This window comes from Nocardia heshunensis (assembly GCF_054782115.1).
The window spans coordinates 735,167-749,102 of the sequence record NZ_BAAGTC010000003.1; the positions used below are offsets into that span (position 1 = coordinate 735,167).

Consider the following 13,936-nt stretch of genomic DNA (forward strand, 5'->3'; position numbering starts at 1 on the left):
GTGGCGCTACAGCTGTCGAGCCCGGTCGTAGGCCGGGAATTGTTGCCGCAGGTCGTGGTCGAAGGCTTTCGCACGGTCATGGGAATCGGCGGGGTCGTAGCCGAAGCGGCGTAGGCCGAGTCGGCGGTAGGGGCGTAGGTACCAGGCCATGAGGTCGGCGGCGGCCTCGACGTGACCGTGCCGGAGAGCCCAGAGCACGGTTTCACTGACCCGAGTTGCGGAGATTCGGTTGTGGCCGTTCGGTTTTCGTGCGGCATCCAGGAAGGTGTCCGGATCGGCGGCAGAGGCGAAGAACTCCATCGGCGGACCGGTGACGAATTCCAGGAACGCCTCGGTCGTCATCTCGCCGAACCGCAGGCTCTCGACCTCCCGCGACTCGGAGCGGATCGAGGCATATCCGTCGATTCTTATGCCGCCGTGGCTGATTCGGATCACCTTGCCCGCGACCGCCAGTTGTATGCCGGGGATCGGGGCCGGGGCGGTGAACCGGAGGTCTGTGGGATTGGGCGGATCGCTACGGGTGAAGCCGAGTCCGGTCATGACTTCCGTCAACCGGGCAGTGAACTCCTCGATCAGTACTCTCGTCTCCGGTCGCTGAAGAATCTCGAAAGGTTCCGGCTCCTGGGAGTTCAGACCCATCGAGTAGCTGTAGCCGACCAGCGCCTCCGCCAGATAGATCGGCACATCCACCGCATGCTCATCTTCCGGGCCCGATTCCACCGCCCACACGCGGCGTCCGTCCACCCACCGTTCGATCCCGCTGTAGCCGGCCCTCTCCACAACTTCGAACCTGATCAGCTCACACCCGGCCGACCACTCCGGCAGCGCAAGCATCTCCTCCAGCTGCTCACCGCCGTCATCGATCACCAAATACCACCCGTCCCTGGCATGAGCCCCGGAGAACGGCAACCCCGCGTACACCGCCCGCTCCCCCGTTCCCTCCAATCCGAGCTCCCGACAGATCACGGCGGAATCCTTTCCCCGCACTGCAATCCAGCTGACCGATGCCCCCATGAGACTCCCTCCCCATCTCGATACAGCTCACGGTATCCAAGGGGTGCGACAGTTCAATCGGCCGCCGAAACAGGTTGTTAGCCAGTGATTTACCATGCGTGTTGCGCCGATCAGGCTGTTGTGTCGCATGGTTCGAAACTATGATCGAATGTATGACTGATATCGCAGATGAGATGGCCACCGCGCAAGCGGTTGTCGCTCAGCTGCGTGACGTGCACTCGCAGATTGCTGCACTGCAGGCCGAAGAGGTCGCGTTGATGACTGCGCTCTACCACCTGCGCCGTGAACAGCAGCTCGATCTCGGTGTCAGCAACCTCAACGCGGGTGAGGACACCGCGACCGAAATCGGTATCGCGCTGAAGGTTTCGCAGGGCACCGCCGATGGGCTCATCGGGTTGGGCCTGGATCTGGAGAACCGCTGCACCGCCACCCGAGACGCATTCGCCGCGGGCCGTATCGACCTGGCGCAGACCCGTGCGATCACCAAGTCGCTGTCCAACGCCTCCGATGAGCTGCTCGCCGAGCTGGAGCCTTCCCTCGCTGCATACGCGGAAAAGGCCGAGCCGCAGCGTATCCGCCGCACCGCCCGCCGCCGCCTGCTCGAGGCCGACCCTGCCGGTCAGGCTGCGCGCCGCAAGGCCGCCGAGGCTGACCGCTACGTCTCCATCACCGCTCACGACGACGGCACCGCCCTGCTCGACGGGGTCCTGCCCGCCGCCGGAGGCCAAACCCTCTACGAGCGCCTGCGCGAAATGGCGTCGACCCAGTGCTGCGGCAAGGATCCGCGCACCGTCGCCCAACGCCGCGCTGACGCCCTGGTCGCTCTCGCCGACGGCACCGGCCGCCTGATCTGCCAGTGCAACTCGGCCGACTGCCCGCGCGCCATCGTCGGTGAAGTCCCGGTCCCCCGCAAAGCCCTTGTCCAGGTAGGCGTCTCGGCCGAAACCCTGGCCGGTCTGCAAGACAACCCCGCCCTCCTGTCCGGCCTCGGCGCGATCGACCCCGCCCTGGCCCGCCAGATCGCCCGCCACGCCCGCTTCGAAATCATCACCGACACCCACCCTGCCACCACCGCGACCACCCACATCGCCACCGGTCACGCCGCCCTCAGCACTGCGACCGCCGCTGTTGCGGAAACCGGCTCCGCCGCTGCTGGAACAACCTCCCTGCCAGCCACTGGCCGCCACGCCGAAAACACCGACAGCGCCACCGAATTGCGCTACCGGCCCGGGGTCCGCACTGCCCGCCAGGCTCGCGCGATTGATGGGATCTGCCGTGCGCCGGGCTGCCACATTCCCGCCGCTGCCAGCGATCTCGACCACCAGGACCGGTTCGACCACAACAGTCCGCAGACCGGAGGACACACCACCGAGGACAACCTCGGCGCTCGCTGCCGTCGTCATCACCGACTCAAGACACTTGCCGACAACCATGCCAATGGCTGGACTGTTCGCCACCACCCGGGCCGGGTCGTCGAATGGCGCACGCCCACCGGGGAATCGGCCATCACCGAACCCGAAGGCAGCCAATACCTGTTCCCGACCACCGTCGTGCCGCCGGTTACCGCGGCCGGGGTGCCGGATGCGGAGCCGACGGGGTCGATCTTTGATCCGGGTGTTGCGGTCAACATCATGACCGAGTTGGTGCAGGTCTACACCACCCCGGGCCAGCGTCGCCAGCATGCGCGCGCCCGCGCTTCGCGGCGGGCTGGGATCAACATGTGATTCGGTGGCTCGAGGCCAGGTAACTCGGGGGGAAGACTACTTGCGTGGCTGTGCTGCAACGGGATTGCGTCTCGGTGGGATGTACCGGAAGTGTGGTTGCGTCGCCTGCCCTACCGGACTTTCGCTGACGCGACTGGGGAGCCGTAACCTCGCCTACCAGCCCACGGACTGCACGGATCACCTTTTACTACCTTCCCTTTCAAACAGCGGTGGGCGGTGGTGGGACCAGGGGGTGGCGTGTTCGATGGCGGCGGCTAGGCGGATTACGGTTTCGTCGGCTAGGTGGCGGCCGATGATTTGTAGGCCTATTGGGAGGCCGGTGGTGGTCCAGCCTGCGGGGATGCTTATTGCGGGCTGGCCGGTGAGGTTGGCGGGGTAGTTGAATCCAATCCAGGTGGAGGTGGAAACCGGTGTGCCACCGATGGTGTCGGGACCGTGCAGGTCGACTGGGAAGGCTGGGACTGCGGTGGTGGGGGTGATGAGGACGTCGTGGTTGCGCATGAGGCGGGCCATCGCGTTCACGAGTGCCTTGCGGGTGATGTTGGCGTCGGTGAAATCCTGTGCGGTCCAGGGCTGGCGCAGCCAGGCGACCAGGTAGGGGGACATGCGCTCGCTGTGCGCATTGGCCATGGCCCGCATGCCGGTGAGGTCGGTTTCGGCCATGATGAGTGCGGAGAACGCGGTGGCGGGGTCGGGCCAGCCGGGGTTCACCGGTTCGACGTGGCAGCCCAGCCGCTCCCCCACCACTTCTCGCACGGCGCGGTCCACGATCGCGCGGACCTGCGGGTCGACGGGTAGATAGCCGAGATCGAGACTGACGGCGACGCGGAGCCCTGCCAACGTTTCCGGGCGCTCGGCTCCATCGCGGGCGGCGGCGATCCAGTCGACGTCCGAGCAGGGGATGGAGTGGCGGTCACGGGGATCGGGACCGGCGAGGACGGAGAGCATCAAGGCCGCGTCGGCGACGGTGCGGGTCAGTGGGCCGATGTGTTCGATGCTCTCCCAGCCGGATACGCCGGGCAGCCGCTCGTCGCGGCAGCCGGGATATACCGGGACCCGGCCCATGGAGGGTTTGACGCCCACCAGTCCGCATAGTGCGGCGGGTGCCCGGACCGAGCAGCCGCCGTCGCTGCCCAGCGCGACGGGGCCGAGTCCGGCCGCGACGGCTGCCGCCGAGCCTGCGCTGGAGCCGCCGGGGCTCAGTGCGGTGTTCCACGGGTTGCGGGTGGCCGGGAACAGCGGGTTGAGACCTGAGGCGCTGTAGCCGAATTCCGAGGTGTTGGTCTTGCCCAGGCAGATCGCGCCCGCTGCCAGGGCGCGTTCGACGACGATGTCGTCCTGGTCGGGGATGTGGTCGCGGTAGACCCAGGACCCGGAGGTGGTGCGAATTCCCTTGGTGGACAGTAGGTCTTTGATGCCGAGGGGTACGCCGCCGAGCGGCCCGGGGTCGAGGCCGCGGACCAGATCGTCGCCGATCCGCCTGGCTTGCTGCCGGGCCAGATCGGGGGTGGGCGTGCAGAAGGCGTGGAGTAGTGGATCCACCTCCTGCATTCGGTCCAGCACGGCATCGGTGATCTCGACCGGTGATAGTTCACGGGACCGGACTCGGGCGACCAGTTCGGTGGCGGGCAGGAAGCAGAGTTCGTCGCGCTCGGCAGCATTCACCGCTTCGCCTCACCCGCCCACGGTGGCGGGCTCGGGGACGGTTACGGGGAGCGCTACCGTGATTCCGGCCTGCACCGCCGCCGCGGTGGCGAATCCGATGACCGCGTCCACCGAGCCCGGCAGCTGGTAGTGCGCGATCCCGGCGGCCAGCGCACCGATCCCCCACGCCGCGAACGCGATCGGCCGGACCGGCGCGGTCGCCGCGATGCGGCGGCGGGACAGGAGGTGGTCGACGATGAGGACCGCGCCGATGGGTGGCACGACTACGCCCAGCAGCACCAGCCAGTTGGTGATGTGTGTCCACACACCGGTGAGCGCGACCACGACGCCGATCAGGCCCAGCGCCACCGCGAGCGGCCGCATGCGTAGTGGCGTGATCCCGGCCCAGCCGACCGCCCCGTTGTAGAGGCAGTGTGCCGCAACCGATCCCAGGTTCGCAAAGACGAACAGCACCGACAGGCCGGTGATGAGGGCACCTTGCCCGGCGAGCAGGCCCAGGAACGCACCACCGTTGTTCGCTGGATCGCTTGCCCCGCCGATGGCCACCACCAGTCCGCCGACGAGGAACGCGACGGTGTTGGCGAAGGGGAAGGCCGATGCCGCGGCCAGTAGGCCCGAGCGGCCGTCGCGGGCCCAGCGGGTGAAGTCGGCGGTCATGGTGCCGGAGTCGGCGAAGCCGCCGACCACGATGCTCACGCACGCCCAGAAGCCCAGCGGGCCACCGCCGCCGGTGTAGTGGAAGGCGTCGGTGAGTGAATGTCCTTGGCCCAGGCCGTAATACAGTGCCAGACCGGCCATCACAAGGAACAGCGGAGTTCCGATCAGCCCGATGACCGACAGGGCGCGGATTCCGGCGAGGGTCAGGCCGACGAAGAAGACTCCGCCGATCAGCCCGCCCCACACCGGATTCCATCCGTACATGCCCTCGAGCGTGGTACCGGTCAAGCCGACCTGATAGGAGAACCAGCCGATCACGACGGTGGCCAGGAAGCCGACCACCGCGGCCCGTCCGCGGTCACCGAAGGCACTGCGCGCCTGTAGCGAGAAGTTGCGGCCGCTCTGCCCGCCGATCCAGCTCAGGGTGCCGACATAGCCGAACAACAGCAGGTTGCCCAGCAGGATGGCCGCGAGGCCGTGGCCCATGCCCTGGCTGTAGACGATCAGGCCGCCGAAGACCGCGTTGCCCAGGCACATCGGGAATCCGGCCCAGACCGCGGCGACCGAGAGCAGGCCGCGGCGGGCCTCGGCGGGGACCGGTTCGTGTTCGTACTCGTGATTCGACATGGTTCGCCCGGTCCTAGCCCTGCTGCTTGAGACCCTTTGCGGGGTCGATGAATTCGTTGGTGATCAGGTCTTTGGCCGTTAGGCCGTCGGGGACCTGTTCACCCTTCGCGCGCAGTAGTGGGGTTACCTGGGTGATGGCTCGGTTGACGCGATCGGAGTCGAAGCCGCCCAAGGTGGTGCCGGTGCCGTTGGCGACGATCTTGTTTGCTAGTTGGACCTTGACCGAGTCGGCGTTGCCCGCGGCGCTGATGGGCGGGCCGTCCGGGATGGTCTGAGCGATGCGCAGCAGGGCCTGGTTGGTGGGGTCGGGGTTGGTGACGTAGTCGATTTCGGACTGCTGCAGCATCGGGACCAGCTTTTGCAGGCACGGGCGGAGCTTGTCCATTTCGCCGCTGCGGATCGACCAGGCGTGCGGGTAGCTCTCGTAGCCGGCGTCGGCGACGAGCAGGTGGCCGGTGGGCTTCTGCCAGCCCTTGACGTCGTGTTCCCAGCGGTAGGGCTCGTTGGAGACGTAGGCCTGCTGCATGACTCGGCCGTGTTCGGCGACGAAGCGGCTGGGGGTGCCGTCGTAGGAAGCGTCGGCCTGTTCCTTCTTCACGTAGCCGTTGGCGATCAGGTAGTCCATGTAGATCTTGCCCTCGGAGTACAGGATCGGGGCGTTCGTCGCGGGGATGTCTTTCCAGGAGTTGACCGTGTAGGTCGCGGGATCCCACATGACGATCTGCGGGTTCTTGTTCAGCGAGGCGAAGACGCCGGTGAGCGGGAACTTGGCCTTGGCGCGGACCTGCTCGTCGGTGGGCACCAGGCCCAGGGTGATGGAGGTGTCCTGGTACATCTGGGCGGGGACGGGCTGGCCGCCGAGGAACGGGCCGCCCAGGCGCACTTCGACATTCACGCCGGTGTCGCCGAGGGGGCCGGAGTAGGCGCCCTTCTTGGCGTCGACGGTGCCGTTCGGCCCGACCAACTGGTAGGCCGCCGCGCGCTCCGGCGTGGCGTACCAGTCCGTCTGGATGACGATGGTGGACGGGCAGACACCGGCCAGCACACCCTGTCCCGTCGGCTTGGGGGTGGCGGCGCCGCCACCGCAGGCGGCGGTGAGCAGGACGCTGCCGGTGAGGGCGGCAGCAGCGAGGACACGTTTCTTCACGAGCATTCCTTGGGGTTGAAACAGGGTGTGACAGTGAGGGGGTCGGCTACTGACCGGCGCGCTTGCCGTGGGCGCGGTCGACGCGACCGGCCAGGAAGTCGAAGATCCAGAAGAGGATCAGGCCGACCAGGGACGACAGCAGCAGGGCGGTGAGCAGTTCCTCGGTGGCCAGGCGCTGGCGGTAGACGTCGATCATGCGGCCGATGCCGGGGTCGCCCTGGCGGAAGAAGAAGTCGGCGACGATGGAGCCGATGACGGCCATGCCGGCCGAGATCTTGAAGCCGGAGATCATCGCCGGGAGTGCCGCGGGGAGTTGGAGTTTGAGCAGTCGCTGCCATCGGGTGGCACCGTGCAGGGTGAACAGGTCGTGTTCGGCGGGTTGCACCGATTTCAGGCCGAACAGGGTGTTGGTGATGACCGGGAACAGCGACACCATGACGCACACGATCACCCGGCTGCCGAACTCGTAGCCGAACCAGAAGCCGAAGAGCGGGACCACCGCCAGCACCGGAATCGTCTGCAGGATCACGGCATACGGGTAGAGCGAGTACTCCGCCCATTTCGCCTGGCTCATGATGACCGCGAACGCGACACCCGCGACGATGGCGATGGCCAGCCCGACCAGGGCGATCTGCACGGTGGAGCCCAGGGCCGAGAGGATTTCGGTGCGGGTGGCGGTGTTGAGCAGGCCCTTGGATACCACGGATTCCGGCGGGGGCAGCAGGAAGCGGGATTCAGCGGGGATGAGGACGTGGCTGGCGAGGGTCCAGGCGGCCAGGACGAAAACAAGGACCAGGACGGGGGCGATGATCCGGATGGGGGCGATGGCGAAGGGCCAGCGCAGTTTTCGGGGCTCACGCGGTGGCACGGTCGCTGTTTCGGAGCTGAGCAGAGCATTGTCGGCGGTTGCGGCGGTCATGCTGCCCTCCCACGGGCCGTGGATAGACCGCGTTCGGCGTCGTGCAGGGCCGCGGATACTTCGGCGGCGATGGCACCGAATTCGGGGGTGTAGCGCGATTCGGGTTTACGCGGAAAGTCCAGGGGGACGGAGATATCCGCGGCTACGCGGCCGGGGCGGCCGGTCAGCACGATGACTCGGGTGGACATGAACACCGCTTCGGCCACCGAGTGGGTGACGAAGACGCCGGTGAAGGCAGCACGCCGGTACAGAGCGCTGACTTCCTCGTTCAGGCGTTGGCGGGTGATCTCGTCGAGGGCGCCGAACGGCTCGTCGAACAGGAACAGCTCGGGTGCGCCGGTGAGGGCTCGGGCGATGGAGGTGCGCATCCGCATTCCGCCGGAAAGCTGTGCGGGCTTGTGGTTTTCGAAGCCGGTCAGGCCCACCAGCTCCAAGGCCTCGCGGGCAGCGGCGCGGCGAGTGGCCTTGTCCGTGCCCGCGAGTTCGGCGGGGAGTTCGATATTGCGCAGCACCGACCGCCACGGCAGCAGGGTCGCCTCCTGGAAGACGTAGCCGACCTTCGTGGTGGCGACGGACAGTGTTCCGCCGGTGGGCTTCTCGAAGCCCGCGGCCAGACGCAGCAGGGTGGATTTGCCGCAGCCCGACGGGCCGACCAGGGAGACGAATTCGCCGGGGTGGATGGCGATGTCGATGTCCTCGAGGGCGTGGGTGCCGTTCTCGAAGGTCAGACCGACGTGGTGAAAGGCCAGGGCGGGGTCGGTGTATACATTGCCGCGTTCGGCGGGGTCCGTATTCCCTTCCGGACCTTGGCCTTTGACGGGAGTCGAGGAGGTCGTGCGCATGGTCACAGTTGTATCGGTGACTCATTGCCGGATGCGGTCGGCGTGATTACGCGCTTGTTTCGTATACGATCGAGCCGCGTTTGACCACGAGCGTGCGGGGCGGCACCGAAACGACAGCGGCAGCAGGGGTTTCGGCGTGGACGGCGAACAGGTCGGCGACGGAACCGACGCTGAGTCCGTAGTCCTCGATGCCGAGAACAGCCGCGCCGCCGTAGGTTCCGGCGTGCAGAGCCAGTTCGATCTCCGGGTCGGAGACCAGGCGGTCACGGAAGGCGACCTGCATGATGCGGCGCAGCATGTCGCCGTCGCCGTAGGGGGTCCACAGGTCGCGGATGCCGTCGTTGCCCAGGGCGAGGCGGGCGCAGGCGGCGGCCATCACGCGGACCGGGACCACGGGTGCGTCGCCGACGGCGCAGGTGACCATGGAAACGCCTGCCTCGGCCAGGCTTTCGGCGATGCGTTGCTGCTCGTCGGCGGGTAGTTCGCCCATGGCGTAGGCGTGGCTGATGGTGACCCGGCCCGCCAGGCCGGTGGCTTTGGTGCGGGCCACGATCAGGTCGTATTGCCAGGCGCCGAGTGCGCCGCGGTCGTGCAGGTGGATGTCGATGCCCGCCCCGTATTTCTCGGCCAGGGTGAACAGCAGATCCAGTTGGCCGTTCGGATCGCGGTCGTAGCCTGCGGGATCCAGGCCGCCGATCACGTCGACGCCCTCGGCCAGCGCGGCTTCCAGGAGGTCGGCGGTGCCGGGGCGCGTCAGGAGGCCACCTTGCGGGAAGGCGACGAGTTGGACGTCCACCCGGTCGGCGTGGCGGGCGGCCGCCTCGCGCACCGCTTCCACGCCCCGCAGGCCGACCTCCGGATCGATGTCGATGTGGCTGCGGACGTGTGCGGTGCCGCCGGAAACCATGGCCGCCAGCAGGTTCGCGGCGTAGTCGGGGCTGGGCAGGCCGAGTTCGTCGCGGCGGCCCTCGCCGTTGGCGATGCGGCCGGGCAGGGTGCGGCCGCCGGTATTGGGGATCCAGGGGCCGCCATACATGGTTTTGTCGAGGTGGCAGTGCGCGTCGACCAGGCCCGGGAACACCAGCGCCCCGGCCAGATCCACGGTTTGCACGCCGTCGGCAGGCAGGTCGGGGCCGATGGCGGCGATGCGGCCGTCGCGAATGAGGAGGTCGGCGGGGACCACCGGATTGCCGGGGGTCCAGGGGCGGCCGCCGGTCAGCAGGAGATCGGTCATGGGAGAAACCACCTGGGTCGAGGGGTGAGCGGGATCAGGACAGCAGCATGGCGGTTCCGGCGCCGAAGCCGAAGACGATGACCAGGGCGCGGAAGGCGTTCGGGCGCAGGCGATCCGCCAAGCGTGCTCCGGCGACACCGCCGAGCAGGCAGGCGGGGGCAAGCACCGCGACCGACCACCACTGCACGGGGCCGAACAGGGCGACGGCGACCATGGCGGTGGTCGAGACGGTCAGGGTGAGCAAGCTTTTGAGACCGTTGAGGCCGGTGATGGAGGCGTCGATGCCCAGCGCGAGGGCGGTCAGCAGCACGATGCCCATGCCGCCGTTGAAGTACGCTCCGTAGACCGCGCCCAGGAAGACGCCCGCGAACAGGCGCAGCCGGGAGTCCGCGCCGTGGGCGGAGAGTTTGCGGGAGAGGGCTGGTTGGGCGGCGAAAAGCGCCGTGGCGGCCAGGATCAGGTACGGCACGAGCGCGGCGAAAACCTTCGGTGGCGCGGCCAGCAGCGCGAGCACGCCACCGGCGGCACCGGCGATCCCGGTCAGAATCAGGCCCGGGAGCAGGGTTCGGTGCTCGCCCAGGCGCTTTCGCAGTGCGGCGGCACCGCCCAGGTAGCCGGGCCAGACCGAGACCGAGTTGGTGACCGTCGCGGTGACCGGGGGCAGGCCGGTGGCCAGCAGGGCCGGGAACGACAGCAGGCTGCCGCCGCCGGCGATGGCATTGCAGACGCCCGCACCGAAACCGGCAGCGGACAGGAGCACGAGGTGCGCGGGATCCATGGAGTCCTTCCGAACGAAATGCGCGCATCGTATACAAAGGGTTGCGGACCGGCGAGCCGAAAGTGATGTGGCACAGGATTTGCGGGACACCGTCGGGCAAGGCCACGATGGATCGTATGCAAACCCGTGTTTCACCCGATCGTCGGATGAGGAAGCCGTGAGCAGCACCGCCGGGCGCATGACACCGCAGCAGCTGTGTCGCGCCATTCGTGAGGACATCATTCGCGGCTCCTATCTGCCGGGGCAGCGGTTGACCGAGGAGGCACTCGCGGAACACCACGGGGTGTCGCGGGTGCCGGTGCGGGAGGCGTTGCGCACCTTGGAAGCCGAGGGTTTCGCCTCGTCACGGCCGTATGCCGGGGTGTTCGTGGCCGCCCTCACCGAGGAGGAGGCGGCCGATCTGCTCGAGATCCGCGCGCGGCTGGAACCGCTGTGCGCGTCGCGGGCGGCGTTGCGGCGCACGCCCGAACAGCTCGGGCGGCTCAAGGAGCTGACCGCGCTCGGGCAGGATGCCGTACAGGCGGGGCGGCTGGACGAATTGGCGCGGCTCAACAGCCGCTTTCACGAGGTGCTCGCCGAGGCGTCGGGCAGCACCCTGCTCGCGCAACTGATCATGCAGCTGAGCTGGAAGATCGCCTGGGTGTACTCGGTGGAACTGCCGCGGCGGGCCGGTGATTCGTGGAACGAGCACGAGGAGATCTGCGCGGCACTGGAGGCCCGCGATCCGGAGCGGGCGGCGGCGGTCGTGGCCAGCCATATCGCGCACGCCACCTCGGCCTACCGGTTCCGTAAGGACTCTGAAGGCGGTGTGCGCCAGGCGGGTTCGGGCTCGCGGGCTTCGTAACATCGGCGCAGCAATTCTCGTGCCGGGACGAAACACGGTTCTCGTATACAAACGGGATCAGTGTGTTCCGGGAGGTTGTCATGACGGTGGATCTGGTTCTGCGCGGGGCGCGCATCGCCGATGATGCGGAGTTGGTGGACATCGCGGTCGCCGACGGTGTCATCACCGCCATCGGACCGCGGTTCCCGGAGCGGGGCGCGAGCGAAATCGATTGCGCCGGACGGGTGGTGATCCCCGGTCTGATCGAATCGCATCTGCATCTGGACAAAGCGCTGCTCGATGCCGAGAAGGCGAATCCCGACGGCACGCTCGCGGGAGCGATCAGCGTGACCGCCGAGCTCAAGCGCGGGTTCACCGTCGCGGCCATTCGCGACCGTGCGCGCCGCGTGCTGGATATGGCGATCGCCAACGGCACCACCGTGATTCGCGCGCATCCGGACGTCGACCCGATCGTGGGGTTGCGCGGGGTGACGGCGTTGCTGGATCTGCAGGCCGAGTATCGCGAGCGGCTCGATCTGCAGATCGTCGCGTTTCCGCAGGAGGGCATCCTGCGGGCGCCCGGCACACTGGAGTTGCTGCGGGAGAGCCTGTGTGCGGGTGCGGATGTGCTGGGCGGCTGTTCCTACAACGAGGCGACGGTCGAGGATTGCCGCCGCCATGTCGACCTGGTCTTCGAGCTGGCCGCCGAATTCGATGTGCCGCTCGATATCCACGCCGATTTCGCCGACGACGGCAGCGACCCGCGCTACGCCATGGCCGATTACATCGCCGAGGTCACCGAGCGGACGGGGCGGTGCGGGCGGGTCACGCTGGGGCATATGACATCCCTGTCCGGACGTGCGCCCGCCGAGCGGGCCCGCACCATCGAGCATCTGGCCGCGGCGGGGATTTCGGTGGTGCCGTTGCCCGCGACCGATATGCATCTGGGCGGGCGGGGTGATGCCACGAATGTGCGGCGCGGGATCGCGCCGATCCGGGAGCTGTGGGAGGCGGGAGTGACCACCGCGTACTCCTCGAACAATATTCGTAATGCGTTCACGCCCTATGGGAATGCGGATCTGCTGGATATCGGGTTGTTTCTGGCACAGACCTCGCATCTGTCGGGGCCGGAGGATCTGGGACGGGTGCTGGGTATGGCCACCACCGAGGCGGCCCGCAATATCGGGATCGCCGACAGTTATGGGATTCGGGTGGGGGCCGCGGCGGATCTGGTGGTGTTGTCGACGGGGCGGGTCGCGGATGCCTTGATCGACCGGCCGGATCGGAACTATGTGCTCAAGGGCGGGCGGGTCACCGCCCGCACCAGCCGGATGCAGGAGTTGGTCAGCTCGCCGAGCGGAGCCTGATGGCCGTGTCGATGAGCGCCCGGTCGGTGCCGGGCGCGCCGATCAGGCAGATCCCGTGCGGGAGGCCGTGAATCGGGGCTTGCGGGATGCTGATCGCGGGGGCACCGGCGATGGCGGCCAGGCAGGTGAGGTGCAGGGTGCGGGTGCGGCCGGATTCGAGGGCGGTCAGCAGGGCGGTGCGGGGCGGGGGCGGGGTCGCAGTGCTGGGCAGGACTAGGACGCGGTCCGCCAGCATCGCGTGGAGGGTGGTCGCGGTCTGCGCCAGGACCTGTCGGGCTGCGAGGGCCTGATCGGGCGTGATGGTCGCGGCGAACTGGAATCGCTGTGCTACTTCGGGTTCGAGGGCACCTGGGTGGGCGGTGATCCACGGGCCGTGGTTGGTCCAGGCTTCGAAGGCTTGCACGGTGCGGAACGCGGTGAAGCAGGATTCGAGGTCGAGGGCTAGGTCGGCGGGTTCCGCGTCCCAGCACTTCGCGGCGGCGAGGGTCGCGGTGGCCAGATCGGTATCGGCCACCGCGCAGAGGTCCGGGTCGACGATCACCGTGGCACCGGTCGATTGCGCTGCCGGCAACAGGCATTCGGCCACAGCCCGCAATGTCGCCGCATCGCGGGTCAGCCAGCCGACGGTATCGAAGGATTCGGCCAGCGGCACGATGCCCGTCACGGGCAAGCTGCCGTGCGTCGTCCGAATCCCCCACAGCCCTTGGTAAGCGGCCGGTACCCGAATGGATCCCGCCGTGTCCGTACCCAGCCCGACCGTGACAGCGCCGCTCGCCACCGCGACCGCCGAGCCACTCGACGAGCCACCCGGAATCCGCTGCGGTGCCGCCGGATTCACCGGCATGCCGTAACGCCCGTTGCCGCCGGTGATGCTGTAGGCGAATTCGTCGGTGTGCGCGATGCCGGTGATCTCGGCACCGGCCGCCAGCAGGCGCGACACCACGGTGGCGTGCGCGGGTTGCGGTGGGCCGAGATAGTCCGGAACGCCTGCGCCGAGCGGGAATCCGGCGACGGCGTAGAGGTCCTTCACCGCGAGGGTCTCGCCGGTGAGGATCCCCTCCCCCGTGGCGGGCACCAGCGGCGTGCCGTACTCCCGCCACACTTGCCCATCGAATTCCACTGTCTCGCGATGATTCTCG

Annotated in this window: 12 protein-coding genes; 3 read left to right on the plus strand and 9 right to left on the minus strand. The window is 68.1% G+C overall.

Annotation, left to right across the window (positions count from 1 at the left end):
• Window positions 1–6: 6 nt before the first annotated feature.
• Complete coding sequence (locus tag ACYVN4_RS10260; protein ID WP_460719626.1) at window positions 7–966, minus strand: hypothetical protein; 960 nt, start codon at window positions 964–966, stop codon at window positions 7–9.
• A 200-nt stretch (window positions 967–1,166) separates the two neighbouring features.
• Between ACYVN4_RS10260 and ACYVN4_RS10265 the strand changes: the two genes are divergently transcribed.
• Window positions 1,167–2,738, plus strand: coding sequence for an HNH endonuclease signature motif containing protein (locus ACYVN4_RS10265; RefSeq protein ID WP_460719628.1), 1,572 nt, complete (start codon window positions 1,167–1,169; stop codon window positions 2,736–2,738).
• 177 nt (window positions 2,739–2,915) lie between these two features.
• On the opposite strand, the gene ACYVN4_RS10270 is transcribed toward ACYVN4_RS10265, so the two are convergent.
• Genes ACYVN4_RS10270 through ACYVN4_RS10300 form a run of 7 tightly spaced genes read right to left on the minus strand, consistent with a single transcriptional unit; the run spans window position 2,916 to window position 10,607 of the window.
• Window positions 2,916–4,403: an amidase gene (locus ACYVN4_RS10270; protein ID WP_460719630.1), complete on the minus strand. Its 1,488-nt coding sequence runs from the start codon at window positions 4,401–4,403 to the stop codon at window positions 2,916–2,918.
• A 9-nt stretch (window positions 4,404–4,412) separates the two neighbouring features.
• A complete protein-coding gene (locus tag ACYVN4_RS10275; RefSeq protein ID WP_460719632.1) occupies window positions 4,413–5,687 on the minus strand; it encodes a purine-cytosine permease family protein in 1,275 nt (424 codons plus the stop codon).
• A 13-nt stretch (window positions 5,688–5,700) separates the two neighbouring features.
• Window positions 5,701–6,834 carry an ABC transporter substrate-binding protein gene (locus ACYVN4_RS10280; protein ID WP_460719634.1) on the minus strand — a complete coding sequence of 378 codons (1,134 nt, stop codon included), beginning with the start codon at window positions 6,832–6,834 and terminating at the stop codon, window positions 5,701–5,703.
• A gap of 46 nt (window positions 6,835–6,880) precedes the next feature.
• A complete protein-coding gene (locus ACYVN4_RS10285; protein ID WP_460719636.1) occupies window positions 6,881–7,753 on the minus strand; it encodes an ABC transporter permease in 873 nt (290 codons plus the stop codon).
• Window positions 7,750–8,595: an ABC transporter ATP-binding protein gene (locus ACYVN4_RS10290; RefSeq protein ID WP_460719638.1), complete on the minus strand. Its 846-nt coding sequence runs from the start codon at window positions 8,593–8,595 to the stop codon at window positions 7,750–7,752. The genes ACYVN4_RS10285 and ACYVN4_RS10290 overlap by 4 nt, the downstream gene beginning before the upstream one ends.
• A gap of 46 nt (window positions 8,596–8,641) precedes the next feature.
• Window positions 8,642–9,829, minus strand: a complete 1,188-nt coding sequence (locus ACYVN4_RS10295) for an amidohydrolase (protein WP_460719640.1) — start codon at window positions 9,827–9,829, stop codon at window positions 8,642–8,644.
• Between the two features lie 34 nt (window positions 9,830–9,863).
• On the minus strand, window positions 9,864–10,607 hold the full coding sequence (locus ACYVN4_RS10300) for a sulfite exporter TauE/SafE family protein (RefSeq protein ID WP_460719642.1): 744 nt from the start codon (window positions 10,605–10,607) through the stop codon (window positions 9,864–9,866).
• A gap of 157 nt (window positions 10,608–10,764) precedes the next feature.
• Between ACYVN4_RS10300 and ACYVN4_RS10305 the strand changes: the two genes are divergently transcribed.
• Window positions 10,765–11,451 (plus strand): GntR family transcriptional regulator, encoded by a 687-nt coding sequence (locus ACYVN4_RS10305; RefSeq protein WP_460719644.1) that lies wholly within the window; start codon window positions 10,765–10,767, stop codon window positions 11,449–11,451.
• Between the two features lie 80 nt (window positions 11,452–11,531).
• A complete protein-coding gene (locus tag ACYVN4_RS10310) occupies window positions 11,532–12,797 on the plus strand; it encodes an amidohydrolase family protein (RefSeq protein WP_460719646.1) in 1,266 nt (421 codons plus the stop codon).
• Here the strand turns inward: ACYVN4_RS10310 and ACYVN4_RS10315 are convergent.
• Window positions 12,775–13,917: an amidase family protein gene (locus ACYVN4_RS10315; protein WP_460719648.1), complete on the minus strand. Its 1,143-nt coding sequence runs from the start codon at window positions 13,915–13,917 to the stop codon at window positions 12,775–12,777. The two genes, ACYVN4_RS10310 and ACYVN4_RS10315, sit on opposite strands and share 23 nt — an antisense overlap.
• Window positions 13,918–13,936: the final 19 nt, after the last annotated feature.

Excerpts from the sequence above, each read along its gene's own strand:
- ACYVN4_RS10310 (WP_460719646.1), top strand. The coding sequence starts at position 11,532 with ATGACGGTGGATCTGGTTCTGCGCGGGGCGCGCATCGCCGATGATGCG.
- ACYVN4_RS10300 (WP_460719642.1), bottom strand. The coding sequence starts at position 10,607 with ATGGATCCCGCGCACCTCGTGCTCCTGTCCGCTGCCGGTTTCGGTGCG.
- ACYVN4_RS10275 (WP_460719632.1), bottom strand. The coding sequence starts at position 5,687 with ATGTCGAATCACGAGTACGAACACGAACCGGTCCCCGCCGAGGCCCGC.
- ACYVN4_RS10290 (WP_460719638.1), bottom strand. The coding sequence starts at position 8,595 with ATGCGCACGACCTCCTCGACTCCCGTCAAAGGCCAAGGTCCGGAAGGG.
- ACYVN4_RS10295 (WP_460719640.1), bottom strand. The coding sequence starts at position 9,829 with ATGACCGATCTCCTGCTGACCGGCGGCCGCCCCTGGACCCCCGGCAAT.
- ACYVN4_RS10285 (WP_460719636.1), bottom strand. The coding sequence starts at position 7,753 with ATGACCGCCGCAACCGCCGACAATGCTCTGCTCAGCTCCGAAACAGCG.
- ACYVN4_RS10265 (WP_460719628.1), top strand. The coding sequence starts at position 1,167 with ATGACTGATATCGCAGATGAGATGGCCACCGCGCAAGCGGTTGTCGCT.